Annotated in this window: 12 protein-coding genes; 3 read left to right on the top strand and 9 right to left on the bottom strand. The window is 72.1% G+C overall.

Annotated features, from left to right (window positions below; translation table 11 throughout):
• The first annotated feature begins 476 nt into the window (after positions 1–476).
• A complete protein-coding gene (locus ACWCSV_RS05035; protein ID WP_451138602.1) occupies positions 477–722 on the top strand; it encodes a hypothetical protein in 246 nt (81 codons plus the stop codon).
• A 180-nt stretch (positions 723–902) separates the two neighbouring features.
• On the opposite strand, the gene ACWCSV_RS05030 is transcribed toward ACWCSV_RS05035, so the two are convergent.
• Positions 903–1,349, bottom strand: a complete 447-nt coding sequence (locus ACWCSV_RS05030; RefSeq protein ID WP_390964752.1) for an Lrp/AsnC family transcriptional regulator — start codon at positions 1,347–1,349, stop codon at positions 903–905.
• Between the two features lie 93 nt (positions 1,350–1,442).
• Between ACWCSV_RS05030 and ACWCSV_RS05025 the strand changes: the two genes are divergently transcribed.
• Positions 1,443–1,952, top strand: a complete 510-nt coding sequence (locus ACWCSV_RS05025; RefSeq protein WP_451138600.1) for a rhodanese-like domain-containing protein — start codon at positions 1,443–1,445, stop codon at positions 1,950–1,952.
• 39 nt (positions 1,953–1,991) lie between these two features.
• Here the strand turns inward: ACWCSV_RS05025 and ACWCSV_RS05020 are convergent, their stop codons facing one another.
• The 7 genes from ACWCSV_RS05020 to ACWCSV_RS04990 all read right to left on the bottom strand — a co-directional run bounded on the left by ACWCSV_RS05020 (position 1,992) and on the right by ACWCSV_RS04990 (position 13,882).
• The gene (locus ACWCSV_RS05020; RefSeq protein ID WP_451138598.1) at positions 1,992–2,858 is read right to left on the bottom strand and encodes an ATP-grasp domain-containing protein; all 867 of its coding nucleotides are present in this window, start codon (positions 2,856–2,858) and stop codon (positions 1,992–1,994) included.
• A 254-nt stretch (positions 2,859–3,112) separates the two neighbouring features.
• Complete coding sequence (locus tag ACWCSV_RS05015; protein ID WP_451138596.1) at positions 3,113–4,804, bottom strand: DUF885 domain-containing protein; 1,692 nt, start codon at positions 4,802–4,804, stop codon at positions 3,113–3,115.
• Positions 4,805–5,095: 291 nt separating this feature from the next.
• Entirely contained in the window at positions 5,096–6,547 is a 1,452-nt protein-coding gene (locus ACWCSV_RS05010) for an N-acetyltransferase family protein (protein WP_451138594.1), read from the bottom strand.
• Positions 6,548–6,864: 317 nt separating this feature from the next.
• Positions 6,865–9,588, bottom strand: coding sequence for a DUF6493 family protein (locus ACWCSV_RS05005; RefSeq protein WP_451138592.1), 2,724 nt, complete (start codon positions 9,586–9,588; stop codon positions 6,865–6,867).
• The gene (locus ACWCSV_RS05000) at positions 9,585–10,958 is read right to left on the bottom strand and encodes an SWIM zinc finger family protein (RefSeq protein WP_451138590.1); all 1,374 of its coding nucleotides are present in this window, start codon (positions 10,956–10,958) and stop codon (positions 9,585–9,587) included. Before ACWCSV_RS05000 ends, ACWCSV_RS05005 begins: the two co-directional genes overlap by 4 nt.
• 360 nt (positions 10,959–11,318) lie before the next feature.
• A complete protein-coding gene (locus tag ACWCSV_RS04995; protein WP_451138588.1) occupies positions 11,319–12,896 on the bottom strand; it encodes an alkaline phosphatase D family protein in 1,578 nt (525 codons plus the stop codon).
• A 155-nt stretch (positions 12,897–13,051) separates the two neighbouring features.
• Positions 13,052–13,882, bottom strand: a complete 831-nt coding sequence (locus ACWCSV_RS04990) for an alpha/beta fold hydrolase (RefSeq protein WP_451138586.1) — start codon at positions 13,880–13,882, stop codon at positions 13,052–13,054.
• 361 nt (positions 13,883–14,243) lie between these two features.
• Between ACWCSV_RS04990 and ACWCSV_RS04985 the strand changes: the two genes are divergently transcribed.
• Positions 14,244–15,008 carry a GntR family transcriptional regulator gene (locus ACWCSV_RS04985; RefSeq protein WP_451138584.1) on the top strand — a complete coding sequence of 255 codons (765 nt, stop codon included), beginning with the start codon at positions 14,244–14,246 and terminating at the stop codon, positions 15,006–15,008.
• Between the two features lie 54 nt (positions 15,009–15,062).
• Here the strand turns inward: ACWCSV_RS04985 and ACWCSV_RS04980 are convergent, their stop codons facing one another.
• Entirely contained in the window at positions 15,063–16,220 is a 1,158-nt protein-coding gene (locus tag ACWCSV_RS04980) for an ROK family transcriptional regulator (RefSeq protein WP_451138582.1), read from the bottom strand.
• Positions 16,221–16,463 lie beyond the last annotated feature (243 nt).

Here is a 16,463-nt window from a genome sequence, read left to right as displayed (position 1 = left end):
CCGGCAAGCATGGGCGCCGCTGCGGCACGAACTGGTCGACCGGCAACTCGCCCGGATCCCAGTCACCCGGCTGCGGGAGACGGCCCGGGAACCGCTGTGCCTCGCCGCTCTGGAGGAGAGCGGCATCCGCACGGTGCGCGACCTGCTGGCTCCCGGAGCGTGGGTCCTGGCGCAGACGACCGGGATGGGGCGTCGCGCCGCGGAGAGCGCCGTCGCCGCCGGACAGCGGATCGCCGACGAGGTGGAGCAGGACGTGGTGGCGCGGATCGATCCGGCCCGTCAGGACGCCCGGACCACGGCACTGGTCGCCGCCCTGAGCGTGCTGGTGGAGGCCGGGCCCGCGGCCGCGGACACGGCGGAGACGGCCCTGGAGCTGTCAGCGTCTGGACGGACTGCTGGCCGAAGCGAATCCCGCGGCAGGACCGGGGCGGATACCGCGGGCGGGTCCCGATCTCCGCGAGAACGCCCTGGACGCGGTGGGGGCACTGATCGGAGTTCTGCGGGACGCCGAACGGGACGGCCTCGCTCCCCGGTTCGCCCAGACGTCCGTCGACCTGCTGCGGGGGCCGGACAGCGGCCCGGTCGCCCTCTCCGCGTGGACCGGCTTCGAGGCCCGGCCCACGGAGTACTTCGCCGTGCTCGCCGATGTCGTGGCCGGCCGCCTGCCGAGGACGGGGGTCCGGTCCGGTGAGCGGGCAATGGACGGCGGCACACGGGGGTGAGCGGCACGGTCCTCCGCCCTCCGCGAGGGAGGCGAGGTGGCGGTGGGGCACCGGGTGGGCCCGCTCCGGGAAACGGGGGAGGCGCCGGGCAGGCCACGCCCCGGGAAACGGGGAGGCGCCGGGCAGGCCACGCCCCGGGAAAACGAGGTCTCGCGGGGCGGGCGCGCCCCGGGAAGGGCCTCAGCGCTCGATCGGGCGCCGGGGGAGCGGGGAGGAGTACACCACGCTCGTGGTCACCGAGCCCAGGCCGCTGATGCGTCCCGTCACTTCCTCCAGGTGACGCATCGAACGCGCGGTCACCTTCAGTACGAAGCAGTCGTCCCCCGTGGTGTGGTGCGCCTCGACGATCTCCGGAGTGGTGGCGAGGAGATCGTGGAACGGCTTGTAGTTGCCGGTCGGATAGCGCAGCCGTACGAAGGCGAGGATCGGCAGGCCGAGGCGCTCCGGCTCCACCACCGCGCTGTACCCGCTGATCACACCGAGCTCCTCCAGCCGTCGCACCCGTTCGGTCACCGCGCTCGGCGACATGGCCACGGCCCGGGCGAGTTCGGCGAAGCTGGCCCGGCCGTCGCGCTGCAGGGCATCGAGAATGCGCCAGTCAGTGGCGTCCGGTGAATAGTCGGTCATGCGCCCAGACAACAGGGGAATCCCCGGCAGATCAAGGAGAGCGGCATGGATCATGCCTTCTGGCGGGCGCGTGGCCCGCCTAGGTTTGAGCCCATGAACACGACCTCACCCCGCACCGCACGGCCCGCCGTGGCCACTTCCGACCACCCGGTTCTGCGCGTGCCGCCCGCCCCTCCGGCCGACGCCGCAGCCTACTTCGCCGCTTCGCTGGCCTTCCACGCCGATGTCTCCGACGTCGCCGCGGCCCTGAACCTCGACGCGGGCCCGGGCGTCACCGTCCTGGACAGCCGCTCCACGGCCTCCTGGGACCAGGGGCACATCCCGGGCGCCGTGCACCTGCCCACCGCGCTGATACCGGAGCAGGCCGCCCGACTCCTCGATGCGGCCGTCCCCGTCGTCACCTACTGCTGGGGACCGGGCTGCGACGGAGCGACGAGGGCGGCCCTCGCGCTCGCCCGACTCGGCTACCAGGTCAAGGAGATGCGGGGCGGATTCGAGTACTGGGTACGCGAGGGCTTCCCCTTCGAGACCGCGCGCGGAGCCGAGCGGCGCGCCCCCGACCCGCTCACGGCGCCGGTGGCGGACGAGGACTGCGGCTGTTGAGGACCCCGTGCCGGGTGGCGTACGGGACCCCGGTCCGGCTCACGCGGTGAGGAGCGCCTCCAGCAAGGGCCTCGCGCCGATGCCGGAAGGGAGGCCGCTCACCTGCCCGTCGCCGACCTCGACCACCCGCCACGTACCGTCCTCGCGCAGCGCCAGGTCGGTGGTCACCAGCCGGCAGCCGAGGCGGCGCACGGCCTCGCCGACGGGACCCAGCTCGGGGACGGGCCGGTCGCCCGGGGTGTCCGGATGGGCGGTCACCATGACGGGCACTCCGTCGACCCACCACACCCGCGCCTCGCCGCCCGGGACGAACCGTTCGTAGGCGCGTACCACCACTCCGCCCGCGAGGAAGTCGCCCTGGAGAGCGACCATCCGTCCGACGACCGCGGAGAGCGCCTCGGGGTCCTCCAACTCGGGTACGAAGCAAGCCTCGTGCCATTCGTGCTTCCGGGACTTCACGAAGTCCTTGACGATCCCGGGGCCTCGGCCGAGCGGTCGCGCGAGGGCGGACCAGAACGCGCCGTCCTCCGGTACGGGAGCCGTGGCGGAGACCGGGTACCAGACACTGCGCGGTGTCAGCCCGTCGAACACGGCGTACCAGCCCGGAAGTTCATGGGCGGTCCGGTACGCCGCCGCGTCCGTGAGCAGCGAGGCCCCTCGATCCGCGAGAGCCCGCTCCAGCTCGGCGTACCGCCGCGCGGGAATCATCCAGCCCCGGTACCAGTACGGGCCCGATCCGCGCGGCACCCGGGCGACGGCTCCCGTCGCGTCGCTCGCGAGCAGGGCGTCGTGGTCGAGGAGCGCGGTGGCGGTACCCAAGTCCCGTACCGATGCCGCCTCTCCGGCGAACGCCGGGTCGGGACGGCTGGGGCGCAGCGGGTCGGCGCAGAGGAGGAAGCCTGGCATCGGTGGCGCCTTCGGTCGCGGTGCGTGGTCCGGGCGGTACGAGGAACCGTCAGGTGCGGTGGTTCGGCACCTTCGGGGTATGGAAGATCTTGGTGGCTGGTGGCTGGTGGCTGGTGGCTGGTGGCTGGTGGCTGGTGGCTGGCGGCTGGCGGCTGGCGGTCGGCCGGACGGCGTTGCCGCCGCCGGCCGACACTGGTGCACCGGTCGAGGTCCCGCCCGGCCGACGACCGCCGCGCCGACGGGACCGTCCGGCATCAGAGCTTGGAGAGCTCCTCGACCAGGTCGTCCAGGCCCAGCGACCCCTGCGACAGGGCCGCCATGTGCCAGGCCTTGAGGTCGAAGGCTTCTCCGTGGGCCGCGCGGGCGTTCTCCCGGCCCAGCAGCCAGGCACGCTCGCCGAGCTTGTAGCCGATCGCCTGACCCGGCATCGAGAGGTAGCGGGTCAGCTCGCTCTCCACGAAGTCCGCCGGGCGGCCACTGTGGGCGCCGAAGAACTCCTGCGCCAGTTCCGGGGTCCACCGCTCACCCGGGTGGAACGGCGATTCCGCCGGAATCTCCAACTCGAGGTGCATGCCGATGTCCACGATGACCCGGCAGGCGCGCATCATCTGCGCGTCCAGGTAACCGAGCCGCCGTTCGGCGTCCGGCAGGAAGCCGAGCTCGTCCATGAGCCGCTCCGCGTACAGCGCCCAGCCCTCGGCATTCGCGCTGACCTGGCCGACCGACGCCTGGTAGCGGGAGAGCGAGGAGGCGACATGGGTCCACTGGGCGATCTGGAGGTGGTGGCCGGGCACGCCCTCGTGATACCAGGTGGACACCAGGTCGTAGACGGGGAAGCGGGTTTCGCCCATCGTCGGCAGCCAGGTGCGGCCCGGGCGGGAGAAGTCCTCGGAAGGGCCGGTGTAGTAGGGGGCGGCGGCGCCTCCGGGCGGGGCGATCCGCGACTCCACCTTCCGTACCCGCTCGGCGAGTTCGAAGTGCGTGCCGTCGAGCGCCTCGATGGCCTCGTCCATCAGGCCCTGGAGCCACTTCTGGACCTCGTCCACGCCCTCGATGTGCTTGCCGTGGACGTCGAGGTGGGCGAGCGCCTCCCAAGGACCCGCCCCGGGGAGGATCTTCGCCGCCTCGGTCTTCATCTCGGCGAGCAGCCGGTGGTATTCGGACCAGCCGTATGCGTACGCCTCGTCCAGGTCCAGATCGGTACCGTTGAAATAACGCGACCAGCGGGCGTACCGCTCGCGCCCCACGGTGTCGGGCGAGCCCTCGATCGCGGGGGCGTACACCTCGCTGATCCAGGTGCGCAGGGCCACCAGCGCCTCGGTGGCGACGCGGGCGGCACTGTCCAGCTCCTCGCGGAGAGCGTCGGGGCCGGGGGCGACGAAGTCCGCGAAGAACCCCGCTCCCTCACCTTCGCCTCCCACCCAGGCCGTCAGCTGCTCGACGAACGTGGCGGTGGGACGGGGGCCGCCGTGCAGCTTCTGTTCGAGGCCGAGGGCGAGCGAGGCACGGTATCCCGCGAGCGCCCCCGGAACGGCGCGCAGCCGGTCGGCGACCACGGCCCAGTCCTCGTCCGTCTCGGTCGGCGTCACCGTGAAGATTTCCCGGACACTGTGGGCCGGGGAGTGCAGGTTGGAGACGGCCCGCAGATGCTCGTCCGCTTCGTGGACCGCGATCTCGGCGGTGAGGCGTTCACGCAACAGCCTGCCGCAGCGTCGCTCGGCGTCGCTGTCGGCGCCCGGAAGGAGCTCCGCCGCGTCCAGCTTCACCAGCGTGGCACGGGCGAGGTCGGCGATGGCCTGCCGGCCTTCGGGCGAGAAGTCGGGCAGGCTGCGGTGGCTTGCCGGGACGCCCAGGTACGTACCGAGGATCGGGTCGAGATCGATGATTGCGTCGACGTAGGCGTCGGCTACCTGACGGGGCAGCGCGCTGCTCGAAGTATCTGACATGCGGACATCCTCGTACGCGAACCGACTTCCCGTCACCCTGGTTCCGCGAGGGACCGGAAGCGCGGCCCTGGGCACCGCGTGCGGAGCCACCTCGGAACGCACGGGCTCCCTGCGGTGCGGGCCTTCTCCCGCACCGCAGGGAGCGTCCGGGAATCGACTGTGCGATTGGCCGGATCGGTACGGTGGTCGGCCTGCGGACCGACGCTCAGGGGTGCTCGGAGGCCTCAGGAGTGCTCGGGGGCCTCAGGAATCATAGGGATCTCAAAGGTGTTCAGCGGTATTCAGCCGTGTTCAGCGGTACTCAGGGGGCTCCACCGGGAGGATGCCGTCCGCCGCCATGGACGGGGAGGTGAGCGTGGTCGCGCGGCGGGGGGTCAGCCGCGCCGTGATCACCAGAGTGCCTTCCTCGATCTGGTAATCGAGGGGCAGACCGAGCCCGCGCATCGCCGCGACCATGCCGGTGTTGTCGGCCTGGGTGACGGCGTAGACGGAGTCGCAACCAGCCTCGGCGGCCAGACCGACCAGCCGGCGCAGCAACTCGGAGCCGACTCCGCGCCGCTGCCAGTCGTCCTCGACGACGAGGGCGACCTCGGTCTCGTCACCGTCCCAGAGGAGGTGGCCGAGTGCGACGATCCGCCCCGAGTCGGTCTGTACGGAGAGGGTACGGCCGAAGCGCGGGCTGAGCAGGTGGTCGAGGTAGCGGTCCGCGTCCGCGACCGGGCCGTGGTAACGGAGCCCCAGGGTGCGCTGCGAGCAGCGGTCGTGCATCTCGCGTGCTGCCGCGAGGTCGCTCTGGTCCGCGCGGCGCACGGTGATCTCTGGACCCTCGGCGAGCGTGAGGATGTCCTCACCGCGTGGGACGCGGGGGCCGAGGCGTGCGTCGAGCTCGACGAGAGCGCGGGCCCGGGCGAACTCGGTGGGTGTGAAGGGCAGGTACGGGCGCTCCACCGTGATCACGCCGCCCGAAGGGTCGCGCAGGCGCATGACCGTCTCTTCCAGCACCCCTTCCACGGGAGTGCCGTCACCGCCGGTGATGCGGCCGGTCACGGAGACCGCCGGCACCGAGTGGATGGTGCAGCGGCCCAGCAGCTGGCGGAGGGCGAGCGGGAGTTCCGCCGCGTCCAGCGCGGTACGCGTGGCCAGCCCCAGAACCCGCGTCGGGGTGTCCACCAGATCGTGGGCGTCGGCCCGCTCGATCCAGGTGGACGCCCCGCCGGCTGCGGAGACCTCCCGGGACAGCTCGGAGGCGCTCAACGACGAGGGCGCACGCAGCAGGAACTCGTCGACGGTGCCGTCCGCCAGCGGGTGCGTCTGGAGGGTCAGGATGTCGATACGGAGACGGGCGAGCGCGATGCACAGCGCCGCCAGGCTTCCGGGCGCGTCCTGGACCGTCGTCCGCATCCGCCACAACACCGTCTCGTCGAGGGCGGGCGACGCCTCGAAGGACAGGTTCAGGCCGAGCTCGGCACCGTATCCGACGGCTGTTCCACCGGATACGGAGTTCCCGCCCTCGGGCGGTGGGGCGTGGCTGTGCCTCCGTGCCCACCAGGTGTGGAAGGTGGCGGTGGCGGTCAGCGCCACCGCCGAGGCGGCGAGCAGATACGGGCCGTCGGGCTGGTGCCCGATGAGGTTCGCTACGACGTCGGCCACCGCCACAGCGGTGAACAGGGCGGCGAGCTCGATCAGGTCCCGCCGCCAGTGGTGGGGGCGGCGGGCAGTCTTGGCAGATGTCACATCAGTCATGACTTCACTGTGACCGAGTGGTGTTGCCTGATCACGAACGCATTGTGACCGATGGGTTAAGTGTGGATCTAGTCGCCTTTCGTCACTTTTCAGGCATCTGTTGGTCGGAATTGTCGGGCATGGGGAGCCCGGAGGTACGTCGGTCCGGTCCGGCTCGGCCTCTTTCCCGGCCGGGTCCGGCCCGGGTCCGGTTCGGGTCCTGACCGGGTCCTGACCGAGTTCGGTCCGGGTCCGGTCCGGGTCCGGTCCGGGTCCTGACCGAGTTCGGTCGGTTCGAGGCCGCCCCCCCCGCCCTCCGTCCGAGCCCGGGGGGCTCCTCACCGCCCACCGCCCGCACCCGGGGGCTGCACCCCGCCCCCGTACGTGGCCAGCAGACGAGCCGCCTGCATCACGCGCTGCGAGGTACCGCCCCGCTGCGCCAGACCGAAGAGGCCCGGTGGAGGTGCCGCGCCCTCGGTGCCCGCCGTCTCCGCGCATTCCGCGGCCACCGCGAGTATCTCGTGCAGCCCGTGCGGCGCCCGCTCGTACGCGAGCAGTTGCGGCAGCACCGGCGTCAGCAGACGCAGGACCGTCCGGTGCGCACCCGCCGCGACGGCGCTGCGGGCCGCGTCCGCCAGCCTGCTGACCTTCACCAGATCGCGGTCGATCAACAGGGTCAGCTCCCTGCCGAGCATCCCCGCGTCCAGGCGGCCGCGCGCCGCCAGGACGAGCAGCGCGTCGACCGCCGCGAGCCGGTCCTGCGGGTACGGCGAGCCCAGCCCGTGGGCGAGGGCGAGGTGGACGGCATCAGCGGCAGGCCCCTCCGTCTCGGCCAGCTCCGGCAGGATCCAGGCGGCGCCCCGCCGGCCCTCCTCGGGGCACAAGTCGGGGAGCAGCCAGGCGGCGAGGGCCTCGCCGTCCTGCGGCAGGGTCGCCAGGAAGTGCGCGGGGCGTTGGCCCGTCCAGTGGTAGCACGGGTGCCGGACCGCCCCGCGCGCCTCTCCGAGTGGCCGGAACGCGGCGGGGAACTCCTGCGAGATCCTCGGATTCCCGAGGGTGGCCAGGCCGATGCGACGGCTGTCCTTCATCGCGCGGCCCCACCAGTTGCGGACCTCCGGCACTCCGCCGCCCGCGCCGTGGGGGACCACGGCCGCCACGGGATCGTCTGCGCGTATCCAGGCGGCAAGCCGGTCGCCCTGAGGCGTACCGAGCGACGCCGCCTCGTCGGCAGCGGCGCGCTCACCGGTTCTGCGCACCCGGAGCAGTGCCTGCGCGAAGTCCGCCGGGCCGGGTTCCACACCCATGCGGTGGTACTCCCGCAGTCGTTCGACCAGGGTGACCGCGTCCAGCGCGCCCGAGTGCCAGGTGGGGGTGGCCAGAAGGAAGGGGACTGCCCCGGTCCGCACGTAGGCGACCGCTTCCCACAGGCGGGCGGCGAGCACGTCGTCCAGAGCGGCATGCACACACTGTCCCGATGCCGATGCCGATGCCGATGCCGATGCCGATGCCGACGCGTGCGGGGCAGCTCCCCCGGCCGCCGGCGGGTCCGGGACGACGCCCAGCAGGGAGGCGACGACGACAGCAAGGCCCTGGGGGCTTCGGACGGCCGGCCAGAATCTCTGCTCGGAGTCGTCCCCCGGGAGGAACCATGATCCCACCAGAGCTTCCCGCAACGCCCGGCTCAGTAGCTCCCGGTCGGTCCGTGCGAGGCGGACCAGCCCGTCCAGGGCCCGCTCGAACGCGGGGGTCTCCCAGGACGCGGCCTTCACCACGGCCGCGACATCGACGACCAGCTCCGCCACCGTCGTCGGAGCGGCATCGAGCGGGCGTGCCACGGGTGCGGGCGGCAGTTGCTCCTCGTACGACCGGGACGGCACTACCGGTTCGAAGAGGCTGCCGAACACCTCGACGGCGGCGGCGTGGTGCACGGCCGCGAGGAGATCCGCGGCTCCCGCGAGCACCTCACGGAGCGAACCGTCCTCGGCAGGGAGGAAACGGGCTGTCAGCTTGAGCGCCCTCTCCTGGATGTCGAGGTCCTCGTGGCCGAACGCCTCCGCCACCACGGGAAGCAGCCGGCCGGCCGCCGCACGGTCATGGCGCAACGCCTTCCCCAGCAGCACGAGTTGTGCGCGGACCAGCCTCTTCTCGCTGCGCAGGAGAACGGAACCGGAGACCTCCGAGAGCTCCCGCAGGGTCAGCGTGCCCCGGGCCTGGAGCCGAGCGAGTACCCCCTGGGCGTGGCCGGCCACGATCGGGAGGCCGTCCGCCGCCAGGGCGATCCACTCGGAGGTCCGATGGTCCTCCTCCTGATCGGTGAGGGCCAGCAGCCGCAGGAGTGAGAGGAAGAAGCGCTGGTCGCCGGTCTTTCCACCGCGCAGGAGCCGTTTCACGCACCGGTCCACCCACACCGGGCGGTCCAGTATCCCTTCCTCTGCCAGCGCGGCCAGGGCTCCCGGCCAGTCCCGGAGCGAAGCGGGGTCGTCGTGGTGGTGCCAGGTGATGTGGGAGGGCAACTCGGTGAGACCGAAGAGGCGCGGTGCGAGCACCCCGGTGTGGGGGTCCTCCGCGAGGACCTGGTGCAGGGACGCCCCGGACGTGCTCCATCGGCCCGCCCCGATCCGCTCGGCCCAGCCGAGGACGAGCCCGTCGGTCGCCGGCATCGGGCAGCCGGAGCGCTCGGCCAGCTCGCGGACGAAGGAGTACTCGGCGTCCGAGAGGGCGGGCCGTCCGGCGAGCCGGGTGGCGAGATCGGCGAGCCACGCCGGATCACGGTCGGCGAGCGCTTCCAGCAGCAGGGGATAGGGATGCCGGTGCCAGCCGCTCAGGGAACGGGCGTTGAGCCAGGAGGCGCAGCCGGCCGCACCGGGCTGGCACCCCGCACCCGCGACCAGCAGCGCCTTGCGGATCTTCTCCCGCTTGCGCCAGTCCCAGTCCTTCGCCTCCTGGCGCAGGTTTTTGAGCTCTGCCAGGGCTGCCCTGCGCCCGGCCTTGTCGAGCCGGCGGACCAGAGCGGGCACCTCCTGCGTGCGGGCTTCCCGCACCGCGGCGATCAGTTCACTCATCGCGCACCTCCGGCGACGGTCGTGCCTCCGCGGACCAGGAGTACGGCGAGCGCATGCTTGCACGGCCCGCGCCGGCCCCGGTAGTCGGCCCACCACTGGCAGGTGCAGCTCAATCTCCCGCCGTCCTGGCCCACTCGGTGGCGCCGCGTCTCCGAAAGAACGGTGGCCGCACCCTCGTCCAGGACCACCGCACCGGCACCGACCAGCTTCCGGGCCGCCACCAGTCGGGGGTTGTGCCGCTCCGCGCGATCCGCGTCGTACGGCAACTCGCGGTGGAAGTGGGCCGCGTCGGCGAGGTCGTACCCCACCCGGCCCGCCGTGCCCAGACGTGTCAGCGCCGCCCGCACCCGATCCGTGGTGAGGCCCGACCGATCGGCCAGGTCCGCCACGTCGATCCGGGGCTCCCACGCGAGCAGCACCGAGACCGACTCGGCGTCCTCCGCGGCGTCCTCGGTCGCGAGCGCCTCCAGCACACCGCCCTCGCCAGAGAAGCCACGCGCGGAGTCCGGGGAGAGAGTCAGGGTGAGCCTCATCCCCGGCAGGACTACCTCCCAGGCGCTTGCCGCAGCCTCTCCGTCGCACACGGGTGCGTACACCCGCAGCGCCGTCGCGTCGCGCAACAATCGCTGAAGGGTGACCAGTCGCTCGGGCCCCGCCAGGCAGACGGCTCCCGCCACCGGACGCGAGGTGGGCCGCAGGCCGCCGTCCGGGGTCGGGACCAGCCATCGCGCACCGCGTGACGCAGTCCCGGACCGTGGCAGCGACCGCAAGAACCGGACCGCCCGCGCGGCGGGGAGCTCAGCCCTCAGATCGAATCCGGACGAGGCCACTTGGGCCTCGGCGAAGCCGCGCAGCCACCGGTCGGGTAACGGCACCCTCTTCTCCACGACGCGGCCCTCGGACGTAGTGACCGCCAACTCCTCGGAACCCACGCACAGATGCAGCGGATCCTGCGAAGTCATCCGGGAGAGCGATTCCCGCAGCGGATGATTGACGTCCACGTTGGTGGTGCCCCGGCCTGTCCGTATGCCGCCGAGCCCTTCCTCCAGCACGTCGAGTCGTGCGTACACACCACAGCAGCCGGAGAACGACTCGAACCGCAGCCGGTCGCCGTTGCCGGTGACGACGGGATCGAGGGATGATCCCGACTGCCGCTGGTAGTAGCGGGCCGAGGCCACGTCGGCGACAGCCAGCAGACCGCGCGCCGCAATCCCCGGCGATGCCAGGAACCCGGAGAAGAACCGCGGATGCGGCTCGGCGCCGCGCGGGGTGAGACCACCGGCGGTCTCCAGCCCGAGCAGAGCGCCGGCCGGTGAAGAACGCAGCGCAGACGGACGTCGGTAGGACAGGGCCTGTACGGAACGGGTCATGGGAAAACGGTAGATGCCACCACTGACATTGCTGCTGGCCCCCGGGTTCCGGCGGGCAGGCGAAGCCGACCTCCACCGCCCGCACCCGCGAATACGCCGCCCGGCAGACCGCCGCCGGTCGAACCCGGGGAGGAGAGAACTTCCGGCTGCCGCGACGAGCCGCCGTCGGGGAGATGTCGCGCTGCCCGGCCACCGCGGTCACCGTCCCGGGCGTCCCCGACGTGCGATCAGTGCATCCGACGGGTCCTCAGTCCTCCCCAGGAGCCGCCCGGACTCGCCGCTCTTGTTATCGGGCCCGGGAGCGGACACGGCGCCGTGTCCGCTCCCGGGCCCATCACGCCCGCAACGGACCGTGTGCGCTCACTGGCCCGTGAGGCCGGGCTGCAGCACCTTGGTGAAGAGGACCTTGCCGCCCTGCTGCCTCAGACGCACCGTCATCTCCGCGCTCCCTCCGTCGATGTCGACCTCTCCGTAGAGGGGAGGCATCTCCATGGGGGACTGGTTGGACTGGACGGGGGCCTTGACGAACACCCGGTCCGGGCCGAACGTGCCGTCCAGCGCGCTCGCCGGGAAGGCGCCCGCGGCCAGCGGGCCGGAGACGAACTCCCAGAAGGGCGCGAAGTCCTTGAAGGCGGCGCGCTCGGGGACGTAGTGCTGCGCGGAGGTGTGGTGCACGTCCGTCGTCAGCCAGACGGTCCCCGTGATCCGCTGGTGCTTGATGTACCGCAGCAGCTCGGCGATCTGGAGTTCCCGCCCGAGCGGAGCGCCCGGGTCGCCCTGGGACACCGCTTCGAAGTCCGTGGCACCGTCGGGCACGACCAGCCCGAGCGGCATGTCGGCCGCGATCACCTTCCACACGGCGCGGGAGCGGGAGAGCTCGCCCTTGAGCCACTGGAGCTGCTCGGCGCCGAGGATGCCCGTGGTGTCGTCGGCCTGCCGGTCGGGCGAGTTGGCGTTGCGGAACGAGCGCATGTCGAGCACGAACACGTCGAGCAGGGGGCCGTGGCGGACCACCCGCTGCATGCGGCCTCCACCCGGCGCGGCGCGCAGGGTGGAGACGGGGAGGTACTCGCGGAAGGCCCGCACCGAGCGCGCCGCCAGCACGTCCACGTTCTTCTCCGTGTAGCGCACATCGTCGAGAATCTGCCCGGGGTACCAGTTGTTGCGCACCTCGTGGTCGTCCCACTGGACGATCGACGGCACCTGGGAGTTGAACGTGCGTACGTTCGCGTCCAGCAGGTTGTAGCGGAAGTTGCCCCGGTACTCGTCGAGGGTCTCGGCCACCTTCGCCTTCTCCTCGGTCGTGACGTTGCGCCAGATCCGGCCGTCGCGCAGGGGCACGCTGGGCTCGATGACCCCGTCCGCGTAGATGTTGTCGCCGCTGCAGAGGAAGAAGTCGGGGTTGAGATTCCGCATCTCCTCGTAGACGGTCCAGCCCCCGATGTCGGGGTTGATGCCCCACCCCTGCCCGGCGATGTCGCCGGACCAGAGGAACCGCGCACCGTCCCGCCGCTTCGCCGGAGCGGTACGGAAGGTCCCGTACACCGGGCGGCTCGCGCGGCGCGGATCGTCCGGGTCGGCGAGAGTCACCCGGTAGTGGATCTGCTCGCCGGCCGGCAGCCCGTGCAGCGCAGTCGTCCCGGTGAAGTCCGTCCCGGCGCCGATCAGCGGACCGTGCCAGAGGCGGGACCCGTGGAACGACTCCGTCGCTGACGTCTCGACGAGCATCCGCGCCGCGCGGTCCGAGCGCACCCAGACCAGTGCGGTGGAAGCCGTGACGTCACCGACCTGGACACCCCACTCGGCGGACGGGCGGCCCGACCGGGCGAAGGCGGGCACACCGGTGAGCGACGGCAGCCCGACGGCGGCCGACGCGAGGAGCGAACCGCGCAGTACGGTACGGCGGCCGGGGGAGAGGATGTGCGGACGGTTCGTCATCGATGCGCCTCCGAAAAGGGTGCGGGGTGTGCGACGTGGCGTCCGGTCAGCACCGGCGCGCGCAGGACCATGCCTAACGCGCGGCAGAGGCATCCACCCCAACCCGAGGTGAACAGCGGTGCCGTGGCGCGACCGTCTTCCCCCGGCCGGCCCCCTCAGCGGCTTGTGTCGAGGATGACCCGGGACACGAGTGCGGGGTCGTCGTTCATCGGCACATGACCGCATCCGGGCAGCCGCACCAGCCGGGCACCAGGTATGGCGTGCTTGGCCCGGACGCCCTGCCGACGGGGCAGCAGCACATCACGGCTGCCCCAGGCGACGGTGACGGGGATGCCCGGCACGTCGGAGGTGAAGGAGGCGTTCCGGCCGGCGGCCAGCGTCCCTTCGAATCCGGTCGCGCTCCGGAGCGCGAGTGTCTCCGCGACGACCGCCTCCGGTGAACGGCGCCCCGGCCGGGCGCAGATGGTGCTGGTGAGAGCGGCACGCCCGGCCGCGCTCCGCGAGAGGCGTTCGATCAGCGGAACCGGCAGCGCCCGTGCTCCCCGGCGCATCGCCCGGAGCGTTCCGAAAGCGTACCGGCGCTCCGGCGCGCTCCAGAAACCGGCGGGGGAGAGGGCCGTGACGGATCGGGCACGGCCGGTGCGTCCGAGTTCCAGCGCGAGCAGACCACCGAGCGAGTTGCCCGCCACGTGGGGGCGTGGAATGCCGAGTTCGGAGCAGAAGGCCGTCAACGCTCCGGCCACCGTCCGCACGTCGTACGCGAGATCCTCCGGAAGTGCCGCCGACTCACCGAAACCCGGCAGGTCCACGCTGATCACATCGCGCTCGCCCGACAGGATCCGCACCACCGGATCCCACGCCTGCCGGTGATGGCCTATGCCGTGGAGCAACAGCAGCGGCTGTCCCGCACCGGTCCGTTCGTACGCCAGTGAGAGGGTCCGCGAGCCCGCGGAGGTGTCGAAACTGAACGATGCCGTGCCGGTCATGGCTGCTCCCTGAAGTGGATGAAGGAGTGGGCGAACACCCTTCAGGACCAACAACTACCGCTCAGTAGCTTCCAGTTCAAGGGGGGTGCGTCTCCCGGTCGGGAGGCGGGGGCGGCCCGCCGCCAGTGGCGGAGCAGTACGCAACCCCGAGATGGCCCGGCGCCGTCCTCCGCACGTTCGCCTTCCCTCGTCCCACGAACGTCCTGTGAACGCTCTGTGCCGCACACCCGATTCACAGCACTCCGGGGCAAGGATTGGTCTTGACCAAGTCGGTGCGCCGCCCTATGGTCCTTACGTTAAGAAAAGAACCTTTAATAAATGTTGTCGCGGAAAAGGCCGCTGGGCGATTGCGGAGGACAGGGTGGGGACCACGCAGCTGGAAACGGTGCAGGAGCCGAAGTACTGGCACCTGAGGACCGTGCTCAGTGAGGCACTCGACTCGGACTTCGCGGTGGGTGAAATCCTGCCGAACGAGCGGGATCTCGCCGCCCGGTTCGGAGTCGCACGAGCCACGCTCCGGCAGGCTCTGGAGCAGCTCGAACTCGAAGGCAGACTTCAGCGGCGGCGGGGTGTGGGCACCACCGTCGCCCCGCCCAGGGTGGGCGTCGCGGTCTCCACGGCCCAGCAGGAGTGGACGGGCGCGGTGGCCGACGAGGCCTGGCAGCCCGTCGAGTGCACCCGGGGCTCCGCCCCCGCATCCGTCGCCGAGGCGCTGGACGTTGCGGCCGACGAGGCGGTGCACGTGATCCGCCGGATCAGGGTCACCCACGGTCAGCCGGTGGCGGCGGAACTGCTGTACGTACCGTCCGCGTCGGTCCCCGACCTGTCCGCGATCGAGGCGGCCACGGGCCCGGCCCGCGCCCGTGGTGTGCTGCGGGAACTGCACCGCCTCGGCCTCGAGGGACAGGACCGGTCGGTCGAACTCGGCTCGGCCAGCGCGGACGACTCCAAGGAACTCGACCGGCTGCCCGGCGCCCCCGTCCTGGTGGTCACCACACGCTACTTCGCCGCGGGCGGCACCGCCGCGGTCTCCGTCGCCACCTACCGTGCCGACACCTGCCGGCTCACCTTCGGGGACTCCGGAGCCCTGGAGATCAGCCACCACCAGGAGCGAGAGGCTTCCTGACCACCCTCGCCCCGCAGCACCGGGGCGATCTGCGGACCCTACGGCCCGCCGCTGTCAGCGGCGGGCCGTCACCGTTCCCTCCACCGCGAACAGTTGCTCCTCCACGTGGTCGAGCGCCAGCCGCAGGGCCCCGGTCGCGACGGCGGCCTCCCCGAGGAGGGACAGGGTGACGCGGGGCGGCCGCAGGCAGTAGCGCGCGAGCTCGCTACGCAACGGGTCCAGCACCCCGTCGAGCCCGGCGGCCCAGCCGCCGACCACCACGATCTCCGGGTCGAGCGCCAGCACGAGCGCCGCGACGTCGTGCACCAGTCGCTGGATGAACCGTTCGACCGCCTCCTGGGCGCGGCCGTCACCCTGCCGTGCCTTCGTGAACACCGCCGCCACCGCAGGCTCGTCCAGCGGGTCGAGCGGGGTGTCGGTCGTGGACAGCAGATGCTCCGGCGTGACTTCCCTGCCGAGCAGATGGAGCGCGCCGATCTCGCCGGCGGCTCCGCCGTAACCCCGATGCAGCCGTCCCCCTATCAGCGAACCCGCTCCGGGGCTCAACCCGGCCAGGACGAAGACGACGTCGTCCGACTCCGTCGCAGCGCCCTTCCAGTGCTCCGCCACGGCGGCCGTATTGGCATCGTTCTCCACCAGGACCGGGCAGCGGAACGAGCGCCGGAGCCGCTCCCCGAGGGGGAGCCCGGTCCAGCCGGGAAGCGCCGTGCCCAGCCGGACCGTACCGTCGGCCTCCACGATCCCCGGGCTGCCCACCCCCACGGCCCGCAGGCTGCTCCTGGCCACGCCCGTACGGCGGAGCAGGTCGGCGATCATGGCTCTGACCTGATCGAGCCGGTCGTCCGCGGCGGCAGTCTCGGAGACCTGCCGCTGCCCCGCCCCGATGATCCTTCCGTCGAGCCCCGACATCAGGGCGGAGACCCGGTGCGGACCGATCTCGATGCCCAGCAGATGACCCGCCTCGGCGCGAAAGCGGAACCGCCGCGCGGGGCGGCCCTGGCGCCGTGCTTCCCCGTCGTCGGGCAGCGCCTCCACGACAAGGCCCGCTTCGAACAGCCCCTCGACCACGCCTTCGACCGTTGGCCGGGAAAGGCCGGTTATCCGGGTCAGGTCCGAGAGCGTCGGGAGCTCGGCTCCACGCAGGGCGTGCAGTACCACCGCGGAATTGATCCGCCGCAACAACGACGGGTCTCCACCGGTCAGCCGCCCCACGTGTGTCCTCCTCACGCCCCCTGTGTCTGCCGGATGCTACTCGGTGGGATGAGGCTCCGCGAACGCCACCGGGGGCCGAGCCGTTTCTGATAACCCCCGGTCACCCGGTGTCCCGCGTGGACGGCCCCCACGCGGCCGGATCTCGTCGCTCGCCTCGACCACGGGCGGTGCCCCGTGACGCCCGGCGAGCGGGACGCGGGGCGGCCCCACGCACCGGGGCGCCGCCCCGCGAGCGGACCCGTG

This window comes from Streptomyces sp. NPDC001770, assembly GCF_053596135.1.
The sequence above is the reverse complement of the archived record's forward strand: the minus strand, read 5'-3'. Positions and strand labels throughout refer to the sequence as shown.